This is a genomic window from Streptomyces sp. NPDC059166 (assembly GCF_042755185.1).
GTDB lineage: Bacteria > Actinomycetota > Actinomycetes > Streptomycetales > Streptomycetaceae > Streptomyces.
Map to the genome: position 1 here is coordinate 1 of NZ_JBHZCI010000017.1, position 20,244 is coordinate 20,244.

General features: G+C 69.1%; 22 protein-coding genes and 1 pseudogene. 8 read left to right on the plus strand and 15 right to left on the minus strand.

Annotated elements, in window-relative coordinates; genetic code table 11:
- Window positions 1-186: 186 nt before the first annotated feature.
- Complete coding sequence (locus ACFXOA_RS14960; protein ID WP_385027160.1) at window positions 187-1,335, plus strand: GntR family transcriptional regulator; 1,149 nt, start codon at window positions 187-189, stop codon at window positions 1,333-1,335.
- Here the strand turns inward: ACFXOA_RS14960 and ACFXOA_RS14965 are convergent.
- The 7 genes from ACFXOA_RS14965 to ACFXOA_RS14995 all read right to left on the minus strand — a co-directional run bounded on the left by ACFXOA_RS14965 (window position 1,313) and on the right by ACFXOA_RS14995 (window position 10,758).
- Window positions 1,313-2,449: a glycoside hydrolase family 76 protein gene (locus ACFXOA_RS14965; RefSeq protein WP_385027163.1), complete on the minus strand. Its 1,137-nt coding sequence runs from the start codon at window positions 2,447-2,449 to the stop codon at window positions 1,313-1,315. The two genes, ACFXOA_RS14960 and ACFXOA_RS14965, sit on opposite strands and share 23 nt — an antisense overlap.
- A 118-nt stretch (window positions 2,450-2,567) precedes the next feature.
- Window positions 2,568-3,857 (minus strand): ABC transporter substrate-binding protein, encoded by a 1,290-nt coding sequence (locus ACFXOA_RS14970; protein ID WP_385027166.1) that lies wholly within the window; start codon window positions 3,855-3,857, stop codon window positions 2,568-2,570.
- Window positions 3,858-3,918: 61 nt separating this feature from the next.
- The gene (locus tag ACFXOA_RS14975) at window positions 3,919-4,845 is read right to left on the minus strand and encodes a carbohydrate ABC transporter permease (protein ID WP_385027169.1); all 927 of its coding nucleotides are present in this window, start codon (window positions 4,843-4,845) and stop codon (window positions 3,919-3,921) included.
- A complete protein-coding gene (locus ACFXOA_RS14980; protein ID WP_385027171.1) occupies window positions 4,842-5,834 on the minus strand; it encodes a carbohydrate ABC transporter permease in 993 nt (330 codons plus the stop codon). The genes ACFXOA_RS14975 and ACFXOA_RS14980 overlap by 4 nt, the downstream gene beginning before the upstream one ends.
- A complete protein-coding gene (locus tag ACFXOA_RS14985; protein WP_385027174.1) occupies window positions 5,831-7,132 on the minus strand; it encodes a glycoside hydrolase family 125 protein in 1,302 nt (433 codons plus the stop codon). Before ACFXOA_RS14985 ends, ACFXOA_RS14980 begins: the two co-directional genes overlap by 4 nt.
- A gap of 924 nt (window positions 7,133-8,056) precedes the next feature.
- Window positions 8,057-8,935: a hypothetical protein gene (locus ACFXOA_RS14990; protein ID WP_385027177.1), complete on the minus strand. Its 879-nt coding sequence runs from the start codon at window positions 8,933-8,935 to the stop codon at window positions 8,057-8,059.
- Between the two features lie 380 nt (window positions 8,936-9,315).
- Window positions 9,316-10,758 (minus strand): dihydrolipoyl dehydrogenase family protein, encoded by a 1,443-nt coding sequence (locus tag ACFXOA_RS14995; RefSeq protein ID WP_385027180.1) that lies wholly within the window; start codon window positions 10,756-10,758, stop codon window positions 9,316-9,318.
- A gap of 115 nt (window positions 10,759-10,873) precedes the next feature.
- Between ACFXOA_RS14995 and trxA the strand changes: the two genes are divergently transcribed.
- Window positions 10,874-11,266 carry a thioredoxin gene (gene trxA / locus ACFXOA_RS15000; RefSeq protein WP_385027183.1) on the plus strand — a complete coding sequence of 131 codons (393 nt, stop codon included), beginning with the start codon at window positions 10,874-10,876 and terminating at the stop codon, window positions 11,264-11,266.
- 87 nt (window positions 11,267-11,353) lie between these two features.
- On the opposite strand, the gene ACFXOA_RS15005 is transcribed toward trxA, so the two are convergent.
- Both ACFXOA_RS15005 and ACFXOA_RS15010 read right to left on the minus strand, forming a co-directional pair.
- On the minus strand, window positions 11,354-11,776 hold the full coding sequence (locus ACFXOA_RS15005) for a hypothetical protein (protein ID WP_385027186.1): 423 nt from the start codon (window positions 11,774-11,776) through the stop codon (window positions 11,354-11,356).
- Window positions 11,777-11,836: 60 nt separating this feature from the next.
- Window positions 11,837-12,856 carry a LacI family DNA-binding transcriptional regulator gene (locus ACFXOA_RS15010; protein ID WP_385027189.1) on the minus strand — a complete coding sequence of 340 codons (1,020 nt, stop codon included), beginning with the start codon at window positions 12,854-12,856 and terminating at the stop codon, window positions 11,837-11,839.
- 192 nt (window positions 12,857-13,048) lie between these two features.
- Here ACFXOA_RS15010 and ACFXOA_RS15015 point away from each other — a divergent pair.
- Window positions 13,049-13,258: pseudogene (locus tag ACFXOA_RS15015) on the plus strand (type II toxin-antitoxin system PemK/MazF family toxin); the annotation flags it as partial.
- A 92-nt stretch (window positions 13,259-13,350) separates the two neighbouring features.
- Here the strand turns inward: ACFXOA_RS15015 and ACFXOA_RS15020 are convergent.
- On the minus strand, window positions 13,351-13,596 hold the full coding sequence (locus tag ACFXOA_RS15020; protein ID WP_385027505.1) for a GntR family transcriptional regulator: 246 nt from the start codon (window positions 13,594-13,596) through the stop codon (window positions 13,351-13,353).
- An 81-nt stretch (window positions 13,597-13,677) separates the two neighbouring features.
- Between ACFXOA_RS15020 and ACFXOA_RS15025 the strand changes: the two genes are divergently transcribed.
- The 5 genes from ACFXOA_RS15025 (at window position 13,678) to ACFXOA_RS15045 (ending at window position 16,272) form a co-directional block, all read left to right on the plus strand.
- Window positions 13,678-13,986 (plus strand): hypothetical protein, encoded by a 309-nt coding sequence (locus tag ACFXOA_RS15025; RefSeq protein ID WP_385027192.1) that lies wholly within the window; start codon window positions 13,678-13,680, stop codon window positions 13,984-13,986.
- A gap of 195 nt (window positions 13,987-14,181) precedes the next feature.
- Window positions 14,182-14,865, plus strand: coding sequence for a sigma factor-like helix-turn-helix DNA-binding protein (locus tag ACFXOA_RS15030; protein WP_385027195.1), 684 nt, complete (start codon window positions 14,182-14,184; stop codon window positions 14,863-14,865).
- A 369-nt stretch (window positions 14,866-15,234) separates the two neighbouring features.
- Window positions 15,235-15,651: a hypothetical protein gene (locus tag ACFXOA_RS15035; RefSeq protein WP_385027197.1), complete on the plus strand. Its 417-nt coding sequence runs from the start codon at window positions 15,235-15,237 to the stop codon at window positions 15,649-15,651.
- Between the two features lie 43 nt (window positions 15,652-15,694).
- Entirely contained in the window at window positions 15,695-15,910 is a 216-nt protein-coding gene (locus ACFXOA_RS15040; RefSeq protein WP_385027200.1) for a hypothetical protein, read from the plus strand.
- An 8-nt stretch (window positions 15,911-15,918) separates the two neighbouring features.
- Window positions 15,919-16,272 (plus strand): hypothetical protein, encoded by a 354-nt coding sequence (locus ACFXOA_RS15045; RefSeq protein WP_385027203.1) that lies wholly within the window; start codon window positions 15,919-15,921, stop codon window positions 16,270-16,272.
- A 250-nt stretch (window positions 16,273-16,522) separates the two neighbouring features.
- Here ACFXOA_RS15045 and ACFXOA_RS15050 read toward each other — a convergent pair whose 3' ends face one another.
- From ACFXOA_RS15050 to ACFXOA_RS15070, 5 genes are all read right to left on the minus strand, one after another.
- Window positions 16,523-17,734 carry a tyrosine-type recombinase/integrase gene (locus ACFXOA_RS15050; RefSeq protein ID WP_385027206.1) on the minus strand — a complete coding sequence of 404 codons (1,212 nt, stop codon included), beginning with the start codon at window positions 17,732-17,734 and terminating at the stop codon, window positions 16,523-16,525.
- Window positions 17,735-17,797: 63 nt separating this feature from the next.
- Window positions 17,798-18,364, minus strand: coding sequence for a hypothetical protein (locus ACFXOA_RS15055; RefSeq protein WP_385027209.1), 567 nt, complete (start codon window positions 18,362-18,364; stop codon window positions 17,798-17,800).
- A gap of 70 nt (window positions 18,365-18,434) precedes the next feature.
- Window positions 18,435-18,923: a hypothetical protein gene (locus tag ACFXOA_RS15060; protein WP_385027212.1), complete on the minus strand. Its 489-nt coding sequence runs from the start codon at window positions 18,921-18,923 to the stop codon at window positions 18,435-18,437.
- Between the two features lie 142 nt (window positions 18,924-19,065).
- Window positions 19,066-19,434, minus strand: coding sequence for a hypothetical protein (locus ACFXOA_RS15065; RefSeq protein WP_385027215.1), 369 nt, complete (start codon window positions 19,432-19,434; stop codon window positions 19,066-19,068).
- A 186-nt stretch (window positions 19,435-19,620) separates the two neighbouring features.
- Window positions 19,621-20,148 carry a hypothetical protein gene (locus ACFXOA_RS15070; RefSeq protein WP_385027218.1) on the minus strand — a complete coding sequence of 176 codons (528 nt, stop codon included), beginning with the start codon at window positions 20,146-20,148 and terminating at the stop codon, window positions 19,621-19,623.
- Window positions 20,149-20,244: the final 96 nt, after the last annotated feature.

Consider the following 20,244-nt stretch of genomic DNA (forward strand, 5'->3'; position numbering starts at 1 on the left):
GTGGGGGTTCCCGGGCCCGGCGGCCCCCCCGCGGCAGTGGCCGGCGTCGAAGGGGGGGGCGGGGCGCCGCCCCCCGAACCCCCGCCGGGCGCCCCCCCCCGCCCCGATACCGTTGGCGTCCACCCGTCGCAATGGGACAGGTAAATGATATATTAAACATATCGTCATTATGGCTAGGAGTAGTCGTTGCCCGAGAAGTTGCTGTACGAGCAGGTCTACACGGCGCTGAAGGCCCGCATCCGGGGTGGCGGTATCGCCGTGGGTGAACGCCTGCCGAGCCCGGCCCAGTTGGGCGAGGAGTTCTCGGTCAGCTCCATCACGCTCAAGCGTGCGCTCGACATGCTGCAGGACGAGGGCTACGTCGTACGCCGGCCCAAGCACGGCACCGTGGTGGTCGACGCCGATCCGCAGCCACGTGGCGCGGCGGCCGCGACCGAGGGCGAGCACGAGGGCGTGCGGCCCCTCCGAGTCTCCGGTCCGCCGCTGCTCGGCGCGGTCATCACCAGCTTCGACGACACCTTCGGTACGCGGCTGCTGTCCGCCATGCTGACGTCCACCGCGGGCAGGGCCAACCTGGTGCTCAAGACCTCGGACGGCGACTCGGCCGCCGAAGGCGCGCAGATCGCCGAACTCCTGGCCGCCGGAACCCTCGGCCTCGCCTTCCAGCCGAGCTCCTCGCAGTCCATCCCGCCCGCGCTGATGGGCCTGCTCGCCCGCCGCTTCCCCGTGGTGATCATCGACCGATCCTTCGACGGCGTCCCGGTCTCCACCGTGTGCTCGGACAACGCCGGCGGGGCACGCAAGGCGACCGAGCACCTGTTCGCACTCGGGCACCGCCGCATCGGGCTTATCTCGTCGGCCAGCCCTGTATCCACCGTGGAGGACCGGCGCAACGGCTATGTGAGCGCCCACGCCGCCGCCGGGGTACTGCACCACGACCAGGACGAGTTCTCCGAGGTGTACTCGGTGACGCCCGGCTCCCGGGTGAGCGCGGCCGAGGATCTCGAGCGGCTGGTCGAGTTCGTCCGCGCCAGGCCTCAGGTGACGGCGTACCTCGTCTCGGAGCACCACATCGCGGTGCTTCTGATGAGGGCCTGCCGCGAGCTCGGCCTGTCCGTACCGGGGGACGTCTCGGTGGTCTGCTTCGACCAGCCCTTCGCCCCGCTGGACGACTCGCTCTTCCGGTTCACCCATGTCGCCCAGCCGCAGGCCCTGATGGGCGCCAGGGTGATCGACGAGCTGTTCGACCAGCTCGGCCGGCCGGGGTCCGTGACCAAGCACGTCCTGCCGACCGAGCTGGTACTCGGGGCCTCTACCGCTGTGCCGCGCGAGTGAGCAGTGCCGCCTGCTCGGTGGCCATGATGGCGCTCACCTGCGCCGAATAGGGGAAGTGCCCGGGGTCCTGCTTGCGCCAGTCGGGCCCCGCGAGCAGCTCTTCGCCGCACAGCGCGCGGTCCCACAGGACACCCGTCGCAGTGAGGAGCCGCTCGCGGACCTCCTGTGCGTCGGACGGGCGGTGAGCCGCGTCCAGAGCCTGCGCCAGCAGACCGGCGTAACGCATCAGGATTCCCTTGAAGAGGCCCTCGTCGCCGCCGTCGCCGTCGTCGAGCGGTACGCCGTCCACGGCGAGGCGGGCGTAGGCCGCTCGGTCCGTCGCCAGTGCCCGGTCGAGCAGCGCCTCGGCCTCTCCCGCGTTCGCGGCGTCGGCGGAGTCGATCGTGGCCGCGAGTTCCACACAGGCGCCGATGTACAGGCCCTGGTTGTAGGTGAACTCCCACTGGGTGTCGAGCTTTCCGTCCTCCTGCCGGTTGAGGCCGTCCTCGACGAACCCGTCCGGCCGCAGCAGGGTGCGGGTGAGCCAGTCGAAGGTCTCACGGGCGCGCAGCAGGTACTCAGGGCGGCCCGTGTGCCGGTGGAGGCGGGCGCTGAGGATCACGAAGGTGCCGTTGGACGGGGTGTTCTTGTAGTAGAGCTGCGACTTGCGCCAGGCGATGCCCCCGCCGCACTGCTCGTTCCACCCCAGTTCGTGGACGTGCCGCCACAGCGCCTCCGCCTGCGCCAGGTAGGTCAGTCGGGCTTCTTCTCCGGTCTCCGCCTCGGCCAGCCGCAGGGTGGCGATGGCGTACCAGAGCATGTCGTCGAAGTAGTCGTTGAACAGCGATCCGCCGTTGCGTTCGAGGATGTTGGCGTGCACCGTCCGGGCCTGGTCGAGCCTGCCGGGCTCCTGGCTGCGCAGATAGGCGTCGAGACGGGCATCGATCACATGGGCGAGCCACCAGTAGTTGAAGGTCTCGTTGTCACCGGCCTGGAGGGGACGCCAGTTGTCGAACAACTGCGGGGCCTCGGTGCCGAAGTAGCGGTCGAGGCTGTCCTGGATGCGATCGGCGCGCTCGTACCAGCGTGCGGATACGGCGTCGGGGTCGGTGCTGTGCAGGGTGGGACTGGTCATCGTGTCACTTTCTGGTGCGGGCGCGCCGCCGGCACCGCGGCTGCGGGGACGGGTGATCGGAGCGCTGTGGTACTGAGCTGTACGGGGACGTTCGGAGGCTGTGCGCGGTGGCGCCGGTTCACAGGTTCTGCCGCAGGATCTGGTCGCCCTGCCTGGCCGCCTTGGACAGGGCCGCCCGCGCACCGGTCTTGCCGAGGAGGAAGTTCTGGAGTTCCGGGTCGAGCGCCTTGCCCTCGACGTCGGAGTAGCCCGGGGTGTTCGGGCGCACGGTCGCGAAGTCCATCGTGCGGACGAAGGCGGGCCAGTGGCCGGTGCCGAAGTACGGGTCCCTGACCGACTTCGCGTTGCCCGGCAGCCAACTGGCGATCTTGGCGAACGCGGTTCCGTTCTCCGGGACCGTGCACCACCACTTGAGGAATTCCCAGGCAGCGTCCCGGTTCCTGGCGGCTGCGGGGATCACCAGGCCGAAGCCTCCGGTGATCGCGCCGCGGTGTCCGCCGGGGCCGCTGACCGGGGTGGCGACGCCGTACTCGAAGTCGTCGATCGCGTCGTAGCCGGGCATGTCCCACGGGCCGCCGTACTTCATGGCGACGGCCCCGGTGCCGAACCCGTCGATGCCCTGGGCGAAGCCGGCCTCGTAGACCTTCTTCCGCTTGACCAGCTCCTCCCAGTGGTCGAGGACGGCCATGCCGGGCGCGCTGTCGAAGGCGAGGGTCTTCCGGTCCCGCGAGAGCATCCGGCCGCCGGCTTGCAACATGTACATGTTGAACTGACCGACGTCATCGAGGGAGAAGCCGGAACGGCTGAGCCTGCCACCGGACCGGCGGGTCAACTCAGCTGCGGTGTCGACCAGTTCGTTCCAGGTCGTCGGCGGGCGGAGCCCTGCCTCGTCGAACAGGGCCTTGTTGTAGAGCAGTGAGCGGTTGTCGACCAGGAGGGGCAGACCGTAGAGCTTCCCGTCGGACCTCATCTCACCGAGCGGCTCCTGGAAGAAGGCGGACAGGTCCACCTTGTCGCGCGCCACGAGGTCGTCGATCGGGGACAGGGCGTTCTTGGGGGCGTAGAGCGCGGTCTGGTAGCGGTCCCAGAGCACGATGTCGGGCACGTCGGCGGCCGAGGCGATCGCGACCAGCAGCTTCGTCTCGACGGTGTCCTGCGCCTGATAGGTGACGTGGATGTCCTTCTGTGACCTGTTGAACGCTGCCAGCTGCTGGTTGACCTGGGCGACCTGGTCGCCCGAGAAGGAGCCCCACATGGTCAGGTTCGTCACCCCGGAGGACGACCCCGGGTCCCCACCGGATCCGCAGGCGTTCAGCAGGGGTATCGCGGCCGCCCCGAGAGCGGCGGTGCCGGCAGCGCGGAGCAGACCGCGCCGGGAGGGGCCGGCCGGGGGCGTGGGCGTGTTCATGGTCGGATGGATCCCTTCGGGGGAGGCGGGAGGAGAACGGGCCGCGGTGCGTGCGGGCGCGTCACTTGCCGCCGCTGGTGGCCAGCCCCTCGACCACCCAGCGCTGCGCGAACAGGAAGATCGCCAGGACCGGCAGGCTGGCGACGATCGTGCCTGCCATGAGCGGGCCGTAGTGGCTGCTGTAGTTCGTCACGAAGCCGGACAGGCCCACCTGCACGGTCATCTTCGAGGGTTTGCTGAGCACGATGAGCGGCCACATGAAGGAGTTCCAGCCCGCCTGGAAGGTCAGGATCCCCAGCACCGCGAGCGCGGCCCGGGCCAGCGGCAGGTAGATGCGGAAGTAGATCCGGAACTCCGAGGCTCCGTCGATCCGCGCCGCGTCCGCCAGGTCGGGGGGCAGTGAGTCGAAGGTCTGCTTCATGAAGAACACGGCGAAGGCGCCGACCGCCCCGGGCAGGATGACCGCCCAGTAGGTGTTCAGTACGCCGCTGCCACCGCTGCCGAGCAGGTTGTTTCCGCCGAACAGGGGGAAGTGACGCAGAATCACGAAGAGCGGGACCATGGTCGCCGTCGGCGGGATCATCATCGAGGCCACGTAGGCGGAGGTGATGATGCGCTTGCCGCGCAGCTGCAGCCGGGCCAGGGTGTACCCGGCGAGCGAGCCGAGGAACAGGTTGGACGCCACCCCCGCGGCCCCGATCAGCAGGGAGTTGAGGGCGTACCGCACCATCGGCACGGTGTGGAACACGTTGGAGTAGTTGCCCCAGGTGAAGTGCCTCGGGATGAACCGGACGCCGTCGGTGATGATCTCCCCGGCGGGCTTGAGCGAGGTGGACAGGGTCCACAGCAACGGCAGCACCGCCGAGGCGGCGACCAGCACCGCCGCGATCCACCAGCACACCGCGCCGAGGCGTCGGCGCAACGGGGTCCGCCCGGGCCGCGGTCGGGCTGCGAGGGTGCCGGAAGGGGCGGAGGTGGAGGCGCTCATCGGTCACCGGTCCGGTTGACTATGCGGGCGTTGAGGAGGGAGACGACCAGGATGACGACGAACAGCACGACGGAGATCGCGGATGCGTAGCCCATCTGCAGCGCCGCGAAACCGCGGTCGTAGATGTAGTAGACGAGCGTCACCGTGGAGTTGCCCGGGCCGCCCTTCGTGAGCACGTACGCCTGGTCGAAGACCTGGAAGGCGCTGATGATCTGCAGCGTGGTGACCAGCAGCGTGGTCCTGGACAGCGACGGCAGCGTGACGTGCCGGAAGACCTGCCAGCCGTTCGCGCCGTCTGTTCGCGCGGCCTCGGCCAGCTCCGGAGGGATGTTCTGCAGGCCCGCGAGGTAGATCACCATGTTGGTGCCGAACCCTGCCCACACCGACATCAGCACGATGGCCGGCATCGCCCACGTCGAGCTGTACAGCCACGCGGGTCCGTCGATCCCGAACCAGCCGAGCATGATGTTCACCAGGCCGTGCTGCGGGTTGAGCATCCAGTACCAGATGCTCGCGGTGGCCACGGTGGAGGAGATCACGGGGACGTAGAAGAGCACCCGGAAGTACCTGGAGGCCCGCACCTTGCGGTTCAGCAGCAGCGCGGTGGCCAGCGAGACGACGATGCCGAGCGGCACGTACATCAGTGTGTAGATCGCGGTGTTCTTCAGCGCCGTGTAGAAGAACGGGTCGTCGAAGAGCTTCGTGTAGTTGGCGAGGCCGACCCACTTCGGTGCCGTCAGCACGTCGTACTCGGTGAAGCTGTAGTACATCATCAGCGCGATCGGCAGCGCGGTGAAGACGATGAAGGCGAGGACGGGCACGGTCAGGAAGGTCGCCGCCGCCCGGCCCTCGGCACGGCGCGACGCTCCGGGGCGCGACGGACGGCCGACGCCGCACAGGCCCGTCAGCCGTGCACGCGGGGCGGGGTCCGAGGAGCGTGGCGAGTGGTCGGGACCGGCCTCGCCGGCCTCGAGTCCGAGGGTGGTCACGGGTGTCGTATCCCTTCCGGGTCGGGAACGCCGCAGCAGTCGAGGATCAGCTCGCAGACGGTGGCCTCGGCCCAGGAGAACCAGGAGCGGGTCCAGATCTCCGGCCTGTCCGCGTGGAAGGACTCGTGGATGCGGTCCGTGCCGCCCCGGGTGGCCAGCAGGACGTCCAGCGCCGCCCGTGCCCTGGCCGGGTCGGGGTCGGTGCGCCCGGCCACCGCGAGGGCGATGGGCCACACGTGGCGGTCCGGGGTGTGCGGGCTGCCCACGCCGGACGCGGCCGTGCCGCGATGGTGGGTGGGGTTGCGGTCGCTGAGCACGAAGCGCCGGGTGGCCTCGTAGCGCGGGTCGTCGGCCTCGCAGTATCCGAGCAGCGGCAACGAGAGCAGGCTCGGAAGGTTGGCGTCGTCCATCGACAGCGAGCCGCCGAGGCCGTCGACCTCGTAGGCCCAGCGCGGCCCGGTCTCCGGGTCGTCGATGAGTGCGTGGGTCTCGAGACCGGCCTCGATCCCTGCCCGGAGTGCCTCGGCCCGCTGCAGCAGGCCTGATGCGGCGCCGGGCGCCGGGGCCGCGGCCGCGAGTTCCGGCAGGCGGCCCAGGACGACCGAGGCGAACATGTTGCCGGGAACGTTGTACCCGTACGTGCAGGCGTCGTCGCTGGGCCGGAAGCCGCTCCAGATCAGGCCGGTGTCCGGGGCGGTCCGCGGGCCGAGCCCGTCGCGGGTGAGCGTGTCGGTGGACGGGCAGTCGTGCCGCTGGAAACGGTAGGCGGAGGCGCCCTCGTGGTCCCGCTCGGTCTCCCAGGTCTCCACGATCCGCTCCACGGCGTTCCAGAAAAGTCCGTCGAGGATGTCCGTGCGGCCGTATGCGCGCCATATCCGGTGGGCGAGCAGCAGCGGGAAGCAGAGGGAGTCGGTCTCGTACTTGCGCTCCCAGACCATCGGGCTCATCGCCGTCTCGTCGCTCTGATGCCCCGCACCGTCCGGACCGGCGTTGAACGCGTTCGCGTACGGGTCGGCGACGATGCAGGCCAGCTGGCGGCGCAGCACCCCGACCGCGAACTCCTCGGCGGCGGGCAGCTCGGCACCGAAGCGCAGCAGGGGCATCACCTGGGCCGCGGAATCACGCAGCCACATCGCCGGGATGTCGCCGGTGAACAGGAAGACCGTGCCGTCCGGTTGCGGAACGGCGGCCCGGTGCAACGTCTCGTCCACGAACCGTGCCACCAGGTGGGCGGCCTCGGGACCGAGGACGGCGCCCACGCGCTCCTGGACGGACTCGGACTCTGCAAGCTCGACCACCACAGCACCTCTATTACATATATTCAATGTTTCTAGTTGTGGTGAATATAGCCTCAGGTGTTGCCGTACGCAATGGTCTGCCGCAGGGGCCGGAACGGGGCGGTCCGCGCGCGGTGACAGGCGGCCCTCCAGCTGTCTGCGCAGGCAGACGCGCACTTCCGGAGCGGGTGACATGCACGGGCCGACCTTGGCGACCGGCCCGTGCGGGATCAGGGCTGCGGCCGGCCGTCGCGGCTGCGCATCACGGAACCGGCGGAAGGCGGGCGCGCGATGGACTTCAGGGGCGCCGGCGAACCAGATCTGGTATCCGGGGGCGGCGAAAGGTGACAGGCCGGCCGCTCCCCGACTCCGGAGCGTCGGTGGCCACCGGCGCCGGAGCACGGACCCGGGCCTCGGCATCGCGCACCGAAACACCCGCTGCGTGCAGGGGATCTGCCGGGAAGCCACCCCGAACGGCTACCGTTCCCGGGCGCCTTGAGCAACGGCTCATGGCATCCGCTGCGGATGGCCGGTCTCTCGGTCGGCGAGACGGTCCGCCACGCTCGAACGGAGCGTCCACCGACGTCGGTACACGGGGCCCGTGAGCGTGTCGGCCGCTGCCGGCCGACAGTGTGCGCGCCGGAGCGCGGCTGTTGCCGCCGAGTTCACCGCCCGCGCGTCGCCGACTCCCGCGGGGCGCCGGTCAGCAGCCCCGCGGCCGGCGGGCCGGCCAGCCGGCCGGACGCAGCGCTCCGAGCGCATCGGGTTCGGCGGGCATGAGGCGCCGCACTGCCGGAGCGGAGGCGCGATGAATCGCTCGGGGATGCCTCGGGGCACACGACGTGCCGGACGGCGCCGACCAGCGGACCGAGGCACTCGGGGTCCGGACCGGAAGCAGCACGCGAGGGGCATACGGTGGATCTCAGCCGCGCGGAGGCGACGGCTTCACTCGATGAACACCTTGACGGAGTCGGCGCTGCCACCGTTCCGGTTGACGCCGATGAAGAACTCGCTCCCGATGTGGGTGACGTCTTCGATCTCGTCGGCGAGGCCGTTCCCCGGAATTCCGATGTCGCCCTCCACATCGCCTCCGGACCAGTTGTACTGGTACACCCAGTTCCACCCGGTGTCGGGCGTCGAGGTGTTGATCGACCTGCTGTTCCAGATGTAGTTCTCGGAGCAGTCGATGCCTTGGTCGGAGCGATTGTCGTGACTGGTGAGGTTGCTCTTCACCAACGTCCATCCGCTCGTCAACGAACCTGCACCGGGATGCGTCCACAGACTGCCCGCACGGCGGGCGGCATATTTGCCGGCTCCGCCGGCCGCCGTCGCGCTGTAGCAGAGACCGCTGATATTGCCGATGGGCAGACGGACGACCTCGCTCGCGCCGACAGATCCCGACGAGTCCAGATGAATGACCGTCACATCGGCGCTCGGGTAAGCAGATTGGCTGCCCTGTGTGGCGATCAAGGCTGCGCCCTGGCCACCGTAGTCCGGATGGTAGGCGAGGTCGTTGCCGTGGCCGAGTGCGGGTATGGAGGTCGGCGCACCGGCGCAGGTCCAACTGGCGCCGTCCCAGGTCGAGCCGTCGCGCAACCACCTGGACAGGACCGGCTCCTCCCCGCCCGCCTTGGTGAAGACGATGTAGAGCTGGCCCCCCGCCCCCGCGACCATGCCCTGCATGACGGTGCGACCCGCCCTGCACGCGCTGCTGTTCGGGATGTTCAGCCGCTCCGCCCCGCTCCTGTCGGTGGCGGCGGAGGCGGACGGAGCAGCGGCGATGGCGATTCCGGTCAAGAGCGCCAGGACGGACGTGAAACTCAATGACCTCTTCACTTGGCGCCTCTCCGTCGCGAATCAGGAGAGGAGGGTAACACTTGACGTGTACCGTGCATCGATGACGGCATCTCACCTCATCGGAACCGACTGTGACAGTGAGTCAGTCGCATCTGTCCCGTACTCGCGTACATCCGTGCCGTGCGGGTTCGATGGCCGGCCGGGGAAGCACTCCGTCCAGTACACGTGCGTCGCTCGGCCCAGAGGGTCTCAGCAGGGTGTTGTGCGGCCCGCGGGCTGTCCCGTGACCCCGGGCGGGCGCGCGACGGATGACGGCGGACACGGGCCGGAGGACTCCCGAGACCGCCGCATGCGCGCCGGAAGAGTCTGCCCGCCGTTCCGCGCCCGCCCGCCCGGGCCGTCCGCCCTCAACCGCGGTAGGCCTCCAGCAGCCGCAGCCACACCTCGCTGATCGTCGGGTAGGCGGGGACCGCGTGCCAGAGGCGGTCGATCGGCACCTCTCCCGCGACGGCGACGGTGGCCGAGTGCAGCAGTTCGCCGATGCCCGGTCCGACGAAGGTGACACCGAGCAGGATCTCCCGGTCCAGGTCGACGATCATCCTGGCCCGGCCCTTGTAGCCCTGCGCGTACAGCCCCGACCCGGCGACCGCCGCCAGGTCGTGGTCGACTGCGCGCACCCGGCGGCCCGCCGCCTCCGCCTCGGCGAGGGTGAGACCCACCGAGGCGGCCTCCGGGTCCGTGAACACCACCTGCGGGACCGCCGCGTGGTCGGCGGTGGCGGAGTGGGCGCCCCAGGGGTCCGTCTCCAGTGGGGTCTCCTGCGCACGGGCGGTGATGGCGGCTCCGGCGATGCGGGCCTGGTACTTGCCCTGATGGGTGAGCAGCGCCCGGTGGTTGACGTCACCGACCGCGTACAGCCAGTCGGTGCCTTGGACCCGGCAGCTGTCGTCGACGGAGAGCCAGGATCCGGGCTCGAGGCCGACGGTGTCGAGCCCGAGGTCGTCGGTGCGCGGGGCTCGGCCGGTGGCGAACAGGATCTCGTCGCTCTCCAGGCTCTCCCCGCTGTCCAGTTCGACGGTGACCGGACCGTCCTGTCCGGCCCTGTGCACAGCGGTGACGGAGACTCCCGTGAGGATGCGTGCGCCCGCCTCGGTCAGTGCCTCCGCGACGAGCTCGCCGGCGAACGGCTCCATCTTGGGGAGCAGACCGCCGCCTCGGATCAGCATGGTCACCTGGGCTCCGAGCCCCTGCCAGACGGTGGCCATCTCCACGCCGACCACGCCGCCGCCGACGACGACGAGCCGTCCCGGCACCTCCTTCGCGCTGGTGGCCTCCCTGCTCGTCCAGGGCCGCACGTCGTCGATGCCGGTGAGGCCGGGGACGACGGCGCGGCTCCCGGTGCACACGGCCACGGCATGGCGGGCGCCGAGGTGGCGCACCGATCCGTCCCCGGCGGTCACCGACACCTGCCGGACTCCTGTGAGCCGCCCCATCCCGCGGTAGATGTCCGCGCCGATGCTCTCCAGCCAGCCGACCTGTCCGTCGTCCTTCCAGTGGGAGGTCTGCTCGTCCCGGTGGGCCAGGACGGCGTCCGCGTCGAGCGGTCCCTGCACCGCCCCGCTCAGTCCGGGCACCCGCCGTGCGTCGGCCCGGGCGACGACCGGGCGCAGGAGCGCCTTGCTCGGCATGCACGCCCAGTACGAGCACTCCCCGCCGATCAGCTCGGACTCGATCACCGCGGTGCTCAGCCCGGCGGCCCTGGCACGGTCGGCCACGTTCTCCCCGACCGGTCCCGCTCCGATGACCACCACGTCGTACCAGCTGTTCGGCTCACCCTCTGCGTCTGTCATGGGAACAGTGTGGTCGGGGGTGTGCGTGGCGGCCACATGGGCAGGCGGAATAGCGCAAGTGACGTCACCGTTGTGCCGGACAGTCCCGAACTGTCCCAGGAAGAGGTAACAGAGTATGAGCACCGTAGAGCTCACCAAGGACAACTTCGATCAGGTCGTGAGCGACAACGAATTCCTGCTGATCGACTTCTGGGCTTCCTGGTGCGGTCCGTGCCGGCAGTTCGCACCGGTCTACGACTCGGCGTCCGAGCGCCACCCCGACCTGGTCTTCGCCAAGGTCGACACCGAGGCCCAGCAGGAGCTGGCTGCCGCGTTCGACATCCGGTCCATCCCGACGCTGATGATCGTCCGCGACAACGTGGCGGTCTTCTCGCAGCCCGGCGCGCTTCCCGAGGCGGCTCTGGAGGACGTGATCGGTCAGGCACGCAATCTGGACATGGACGAGGTGCGCAAGTCGGTGGCCGAGCAGCAGGCGCAGCAGGCGCAGGCGCAGCCGGAGCAGCAGTAGTCCGAGCGGACCGGCGCGAGGCGTGATGACGGCCCGACCGGGCTCTCAGGAGCCGGGGCGGGCCGTCGTCGGGCTCCCGTGTCGCCGTCAGCCCTCCCGGGGCCGTTCAGGGGCGACGGCGGTGGACCCCGACCGTGGCGCGTCATCCGAGGCCGCATCCCCGCCGTTCGCTCCGCGTCCCCCGGAGGCCGGGCCGGGTGGCCGTACGGCGGCCTCCTCCGGCTCCCCGGCGGGTGTCCCCTGCATACGTCCGATGCGCTCGGCGATCCTGACGGTGAGGCCGTAGTCCAGTTCCGCACCGTCCACCAGCAGTGCCTCCACCGTGCGCGTGGCGGGATCGATGTCCGCCTCGATGCCGCCACCCGCGTAACGCGGGTATCCCGAGGCCCCGGTCTCCCCGGTCGCCGCCACGACCGCTGACCGGATCGCGGTGCCCGGGGCGGGGGCCCCGACCGCGGACTCGTCCGGCTCCGGCAACAGCAGGATCTCGTAGCTCTGCGGATGGCTCATGTGACGACGCTAGACAGCCGCCGCGGGTCGCGCACGTCGTGGGGCCGCCGGGACCGCGTTTCAGCTGGATTCGCGGGCGACCACGGCTGCTCGCAGGAGATCGTGGCGCTCCCTCTCGTGGTGCGGGTTCTGGATCAGCCGGTCGACCAGTTCGGCCGGCGGCTGGGGCGCGGCCAGGGCCGTGCCGACGGTGCTCAGCCTTGGCCGCAGGAGCCTGCCGAGGACCAGGTCGCCCGCGCCGATCACCGAGGTCTCGGCCGGGACGCCGACACCTGCGTCCTGGAGCGCTCTCATCAGCAGCGCCGCGTACTGGTCGTCGTACCCGAAGACACCGTCCAGCCGGAGGCTCCGCCAGCGGGCGGCGAGCTCCTCGGCGGCGGATTCCTCGTACCCGAGGGGCAGCGGCACGACACCGGCCTCCACGTCCGACTCCTCCACGGCGCTCACGGCTCCGGCGAGGCGTGCCTCGGCGAACGGGCCGAGGCCGGGCTCCCGGGGCATGACCACCCCGATCCGGCGGCGTCCGCGGGCGAGCAGGTGCCTGACGGCGCAGCGGCCCGTCTCCCCCTCGTCCAGGACGAGCGCGTGCGCGCCCTCGACCGACCGCGGACCGAGCGTGATGACGGCCCTGGCGCCGGAGCGGGTGAGGACGCTCATGCCGTACGGCGTGAGGGAGACGCCGGCCGGGGCAAGGACGGCCACGGGGCGAAGCTCCGCCCATGCTCTGGCGGCCTCGTCGGCGTCGAATCCGGCGCTGTTGTGGCGGACGACGGTGTAGTCGAGTTGGCGCAGACCGGATTCGAGCGTGCCGATCAGGCTCTCGTGGAGGGGCGGCTGGGCGGCGGGCAGCAGCACCGTCCTGGTGTGCCCGGCCCTCAGACTCCTCGCCGCCGCGTGAGGCACGTATCCGAGACCCTCGGCTGCCTCGCGGACGCGGCGGCGGGTGGGTTCGCTGATCCGCACGGTGGTGTTGTTGTTCAGTACGTAGGACACGGTGGCCCGGGAGACCCCTGCCCGTCGCGCCACGTCGGCGCTGGTCGGGACAGGGGTGCGGGAGGGCTGCTCGGGTAACTGGCTCATGGCGTCCGGCAGTCTTCCAGACCCGGTGTCCGGGCCGGGGAGCCGGGGCAAGGGCGGCCGGGCGGTGACCGGCTGACGTTCCGGCAGGACGGCTGCGGGCGGCGCCGTCGCGCGGGGTGGGGGGCGCGATCGGTGCCGGCCCGGTCCTCCCCCGCTCCCCTGACCGGAGTGTGAGGGTTCTACGGTGTCGGGATGACGTTCCAGCACATCGACAGCAGCGGCGACGGCGCGACGGACTTTCCCGGGCGCCGCGGCCCGGCCGCGACCACGGAGGCCGAGCCCGCCGACGCGGGTCCGGTCCGCACCTCCTACGCACCCGACCGGGACGGGGATCCCGACCCGGGGGAGATCGTCTGGACCTGGGTGCCCTTCGAGGAGATGGGAAGGCGCGCCGACGTTCGCGCAGGTAGCGCCCACAATTGAGGCGCGGCGCTCGGGGAATCCCCGGCAGACCCCCGGCGATGGGCTGAATTCACAGGGTCCACAGCGGCCAATTAGAGGACGAATGTCCCCTTGCCACGGACCGTCTGGACCAATCCGCGCTCTCGCAGTTCACGCACGGCTCTGGACGCGGTCATTCTGGCGATGTTGTACCGAGCCACCATGTCCAGTTCGCCGGGCAACCGGTCCCCCGGCCCAAGCTCGCCTGTGCTGATCCGCCGGGCGATGTCGTCAGCCACGGCCATGTACACCAGCTCCGGGCCGCGCCGCTCCAGGTTCCGGATCTCCTCCTCGCTCATGGTCGCCACATAACCACCTGCTGACCTGCGAAGACACTCGGAGGCCCCCACAGGTGCCTGCACATGTCTATAGTGCCCTACATGCATCCGCGCCGCATGTGCCTCGACTGCCAGACGCTCACTGAGACCCCGGTCCTGCTGTACGCCATCGAGCGCTCCTCGGGTCCATCGTTCCCGGTCTACGCCTGTCCAGACTGCGCCCCAGCCCGCATCTCCTACGACTCCGCCCTGGCCCTGCTGTTCAACCACACACAGCACTGCGACGACTGCACCCCGGTCGACTCCTGTCCACAGGGCTGGGCTCTGAGCCGGGTTGTCGGCCGCTGTCTCCGCCGCGTCCGGCCCGTTCCCGCCCCCGACAGCCCGCCGCCCAATTCTTTGGGGTCATAGGCGAGCCCGTAGCCCGCCCCGAGCCGGTTTCACTCACACGCTCCCCGCGACGCCTTACGCGGCCACCCTGTGATTCCGGTGAACCTTCCGGGCTATTCGGTCTTATCCCGTGACGCCCATGCTGTGGGCCTCACAATTGCAGATCCGAATTCCTCTCCGAGCCGTAGGCTTTCAGCAACGAGAGGAGGCGACACAATGGCAAGCAGAGCGAAGAAGCCGTCTGCACTTTATATGGAGCAGGCGCAGGAGGCGCACGAACTGGTTCTCGGCGGAATGGGATATCGCCAGATCGCAGACAAGATGGGCGTGTCTCTGGGCACAGTGCAGAACCGACTCAAGCTGTACCGCGAGGAGATATCAGCGCCACGGCTGGAGGATCTGCGCAATCGGCAATTGGCGCGAATCGAGATGGGCATCCGTGCGCTGTGGCCGATGTACCTCAAGGCCGACAAGGACGCCATCAACGGGATGGTGGCGCTGATGAAGCGCGAGGCCGATCTCCTCGGACTCAACGCGGCAACGGCGTTCAAGGTTGAGGCCACCATCAGCACTCGCGAGACCGACGCCAACGAGGCGCAGAAGATCATGGATCACTTCTTCGGCCGCGACACGCAGCCCGCCAACAAGACGATCCCGGGCGAGGTTGTCAGCAGCGAGGGTTACACCCGTCCGCGACGCCCGCTCAAGGAGTCCGAGCCCATCACCTACGCCTCCACCCCGGCCGACGAGTTCCGCAACGACGACGCCTTCCAGCCTCACGAGGTCCACAAAGAGGCAGTCCACATCGCGGAGGACATCGAGGAGCCCGCACCCCGCCCGAAGAAGAGGCGCACCCCGCCCAACCCATCTCTGCAATTCCTCGTAGACAACGACGACTAGGCCGGTACTACCGGCGTAGCACAGCCCCGAGAGGTAGCCTTATCCCGGATCTGCGCAGCAGCCAGCTCGCAGAACCGAGGAATTCCACAGAAATACAGCTCCACAATTCACTCGCTGTCTGGCGAGTACCGCTTAGGCGGAGCAGAGATAGACCGCTCAGGTCCCTGTCGCTTGGCACCCTGGACGCTCTGGCTAAACAATTGGATATACGTTGCGCAAGCCGATTGGTAAACGCAAATGCACGAATCGAGTCGCACGTCTTCAGCTGGTATGGCTGCATGTGCTGGAAGCCCCGTGTGGGGGACTGGATAACAACGACGACCAGACCGCGCAATTGCGCACCCACACCCACACGGGAAGGACCCTGCAATGCCCCGCATCAACAAGATCAAGCGCGACAAGGCTGTCGCTGCTCTGGTGGCCGCCGGAATGGCCCCCAGCACCGCCGCGCGCTATGTGCGAATGCTCGACCTGGACAAGCCGCTCGCCGAGCAGATCGCGGAACTCGCTGAGGACATGGCCGACCTGTTCGGCGCCACGGACGAGGACGACACCGAGGACACGGACGACGAGCCCATGACCGCTGCTGAGGCCCTCCGCTCGCGCCTGTCCGGTGGACACAGGCTGCGCCCCGCCCGTCCCGAGGGCTCCCCCGCTCAGCAGAACGCTGCCGCCCTGGGAGCCACCCGCGCCCGTCCCCCGCGCCCCACCACAGCCCCCGCCACGGCTCAGGCCGCCGCCGCCCGTCTCCGCGCGGGCATCGGGCGTGCCGCCGACGGTTCCTGACTCTCCCCAACTCCTCATCCCGCCAAGTCCATTGGAGGACAACATGGCCGCTGTATCCCTGGAGACGACCGAGCTGGAGACGCTCGTGGAGTCCGCCCTCACCAACCCGCGCACCGGCATGGAGCTGCTGAACCTGCTCCGCGTCAAGAACGGCAAGCTCGCCAACCCGTCCAACTTCGGCCGTGGCGACCTCACCCGTCCCGGCGACTCCGTCTGGCGCGCGGCGCTCGCCGGTGTCCAGGCCGACCTGAACGCGTGAGGAGCGACATGAGCGACGAACTCATCGAACTCATCAAGGCCAAGGGGACGTTGGCCGTCCGGGAAAGCGACGGGACCGTCGTGGATATCGACGTTCTCGATCTCGTCCGAGCTGCGGCCACCACCGAAGAGGCTGCGGCACTGGATGCGCAGCTCGCCAAGCTCTCTCCCGACGAGATCGACAATCTGCGTCGGGAGTACATCGGCGAGATAGTAGACGCCTCCCGCCTCGTCCCCATCGCCACAGAGGACGCACCCCCGCTCTCGGACATCTCCCTGCTGTTCCCCGGCGTGGACCTGACGCCGGACTCCGAAGCGGCCGAGGTCATGGCCGAGAAGGCGGCGCGCGCCGAGGACGCCTAACCCCCAGACCGGGGCGCGGCCTTCTGACGGGTTCGCCGCGCCCCACCCTCCTGGACGTCTCGTTGTCGGTTGATCAGACCCGACGCAAGGTTGGACCAACACCCAACCTGCGAGACCGTCCAACACGAACGCCCCAGGACAGCCGGACATGCTCCCGGTCCTGGGGCGTTCGTGCGTTCCGGGCCGAATCACAGAGCGCCCGCGTAACGAGCGTTCTCCGGCCGGTTGGGCAAAGGGACTCACTCGTCCCCTACGAGCCGCCTACGGCCCCACGGAGCGCCGTAACGGAGCCTCCGGAGCCGAGCCGCTGACCCGCCCCCGACAAGAAGGCGTCGATCGCGCTCATCTTCCCTGTGTTGTCCTGCCGGAACAGGTGGATGTACACCTTCTCCGTGACCGAGATGGACGAGTGTCCGAGCCACTTCGAGATGTCGTAGACGCTGACCTCGCCACCAACAGCGGCCATGATCGAGGCGTACGTGTGGCGAAGGTCGTGCCAGCGGAGTGCAGTCGGCAGGCCGGCAACACCAGACCGCACAGCCGGGCGGAAGTAGCGCTTGCAGAAGTTGTTGATGTCGAAGGTGCGCGTCCAGTCCACCTCTCCGCCCTTGCCCGTGTTGCGCGAGCCCGGCCACAGGGGCGCGTCGGGGTTGTCCCCCGCCGGGTGGGCCGCGAGCCACTCCGTCAGCTCCGCCCGGAGGAACCCCACCAGCGGCACGTTGCGGACGGACTTGACGGACTTGGGCGCGGTGAACTTCCACTCGCCACCTTTGCCACGGCGCACCGTGCGGCGGACCTGGACCTCTCCGTGCAACATGTCGATGTCCCGCACGCGGAGCGCTGCCAGCTCACCCGCCCGGAGACCGGTGTACGCGGCCATGCGGATCAACAGGCCGAACCATTCTTCCTTCTGCGACAACAGACCGGCCAGAGACTCCACCTGAATCGGCGTCAGGAAATGCCGCTTCTCCACAATCTCCGAGTTGTCCTTGGGCAGCGCCACGCCCGTGCACGGATTCACCACAAGCCATTCATGCCGAATTGCATATTTGGCGGCCTTGTTCAGCACATTGTAGATAGTTCGAACTGTGCCCGGAGCCACGTTCTTGGCGAGCTTGGCAATCCACTTCTCGATATCCCGCGCCCGCAGAGTGCCAATTCGGCGCTGTCCAAAGGCGGGCGTGATGTGGTTCTTGAGGATGGACCGCTGCCCCTCGGTTGTGCGCGGCTTCAGCCGGTCGGCGTCGGCCGAGATGCACGCTTCCACAACCTCCGTAACGGTGCGCTTCTCCACGCGCCACAGCGTTGAGCGCCCCTGGGACAGCTCATCTTCGATGCGGTGCTTCTCCTTCTCGGCTTGCGGGAAGGTCTTGCACGTCATCTGGCAGTCTCGCCCGCCATCGGTCCAACGCACCTCGTACGCGGTCCCGCCCTTGCGCGCGACCTCGCGAATGCCTGCCATGGAATCTCCTTGGAACGTGGCCCAGGCCCGGCCTCCGCAGAGACCGGGCCGGACCGAGTTGGACTAGCTGAAGACGGACACCACGGCGGAGCAGACGGCCTTGACGCCGTCCCAGCCCAGGACCGTGAACAGGGCGGCCGACCAGATGCCGACGAGGGGCGCGGCGATGGTCACGAACTCGCGCTCGGCGTTCACCCTGGACCAGCGCTTGAACCGGTCCCAGCGGGTGGGCTTCCGCCGGGTCCAGGCCGTGCCGATCTCAGGGGCGCGGGTAGTAGCCGCGTCCTCCGGCGGGAGCCCGGCGAGCTCGGCCAGCAGGAGGCCCGAGAGCTGTTCGCCGGTCGGGTCGGGGTTGGTGCAGTCGATGCACTCGTACCCAGCGAAGTTGCGGGCGGGACGGACCCAGTAGGCCCACAGCTGACCGTCGCCCTCTTCGAGCACCTCGGTCCATGTGCCCCGGATGCGGCCGGTGGGCTGGACGGGCTCCTGGACGATCGACTCAACGCGGCCCACGAGCTGTTCGATGGAGATGCCGTCGAGGAGACGGACACCGCACACGGTGCACGTGGTCTGGAACGGGTCCTTCGAGGCGGTGTGGGGCGGGCAGAGGGGGACGCGGGTAGAGTTCATGGTGGCGGATCCCTTCGGGGTTCTTGGAAGGGCGAGGACTCCACTCCTCGCCCTTCCGCATTGATGGAGGTCAGGCGGTCGGAGCGGCAGCCTTGGGAGCCGCCGTCTTCCGCGTACGGGCCGCACGCGCCTTCGGCTGAGCCGGGGCCTCAGAGGCGGTCGCCGTGGCCTTACGCGCCCGGCTACGGGTCACGGTGGGCTTGTCCTCGGGCTTGGGCGCGGTCGCCTTCTTGGCCGGTGCGGGCTTCTCTGCCGGCGTGGACGTTGCTTCCTCAGCCGCGATCTCGGCCTGGAGCTTGGCGAGCGTCTCCTTGGCCTTGGCGATCTTCGCGGCCTTCGCCTTGGCGGCCTTGTCGGCTGCGGCCTTCTTGCGGTCCGCCAGGTGCTTCTGGTTCTCCTCGGACCGCTGGAAGTCCATCCGCATCGAGCACACGAGCTGCACCGTCTTGAGGTCGGGCTTGACCCCGGTCTGGACGAACAGCCACTCCGCGAAGTTCTTGTGCAGCTCGGTCGGCTCGGAGGCGGCGCGCTCTTCGAAGGACTTGGCGTTGGTGGTCATCTGGGGCTCCCTGGCTCGGCGTTGCGTTCTGTTGACGAGGAGAACTTAACCCTCAAATGTCGACATTCCGCTACCCTTCGGGACGATCCGGACATGTCTGACCACATGAGACACATGAAATTTCTTTGCAGTGGAGGCGCGTTCAGCCCTCGTCCAGCTCAGTCCGGACCCAGATCGAGGCCAGATAGCGGCGGACGGCGTGCCCCCGGCGGACGTTCTCAGCGTGCGTCGTGGGCTCCAAGTGGCCAGGAAACACACACAACTTGGAGCGACAGCCCTTGGCGAAGCTGTGATCGAGCTCTAGCCCCTGCGGGATCGTTCCAACGAGCACGGTGTACGACACGCGGTGCGCCTGGTACGGCCGCTTGTTGATGAAGAACTGGCCATACCCCGTCGGTGCGCTCGCGTTCCACAGCAGGCACCCGTCCTCGTTGGGCGGGTCCACCTTGTCCAGGAACCGACTCCAGTCCTCTTCGGTGAGTCGCGGGATCGGCAGCGTCCAGGTGGGCATCAGTCGGTCTCCTCGTCTTCGGTCGTGGGGCGAGAGCCGCCCATCTGCCACAGCGGCGGGACCTTCGTGCCCGGCGGCAGGGTCCGGCGTCGGCGCGGCTGCCTGGGCTCCTGGGGCGTAGGGGTGGCTTCGGTAGAGCCACCCTCCCCAACGTGCCTACGCCGCTTGCGAGTTGGCTTCTGAGGCTCAGTCACGGTCGGCTCCCTTGACCCAGTAGCCGCCACCCTTGCCGGGCCGGTACACGATCAGCCCCTCGTCCCGCAGGAGCCTGTACGCGCGTCCTACGGCATCCCTGGCGACGCTGTGCAGGCGGATCGCCCTGTCCACGTTCGGCAGCTTCTCTCCAACGGGGAGCCGCCCGGTCTGGATCTTGCTCCGGTACTCGGCCGCGAGACGCAGATGAGCGGGCTCGGGCCTGTCGTTGTGGAGTTCGGGGCCGAACTGCTCATGGGCTCGCTCGCTGGCCCGGTCCCGCCCGTAGGCCGCCGGGTCGCCGTGCTTGCGCCAGTCCTGCCCAGCGGCCCAGTCCGCGCCGAACTCCGTCACGAGCCAGGTCCACCGACCGTCCACCTTGACCATCTGGCGCTCATCGCTCGGGATACGTGCCACGAACATGGGGTTCCGACCGGCCTCCGCCCTGTCCACAGACGCCAACACGTCAGCCAGCACAAGCCAGTTGTGCCCTTCGATCTCCACCGTTCGTATCTCTTTCATGTGCATTCCTCTCGTACATGTGTTCGATCCGGAAGGCGTAGAACGCCGCCTACGCCTTCCGGGAAGCGGGGTGAGGCCGGTTGCCTCGGGGTGCCG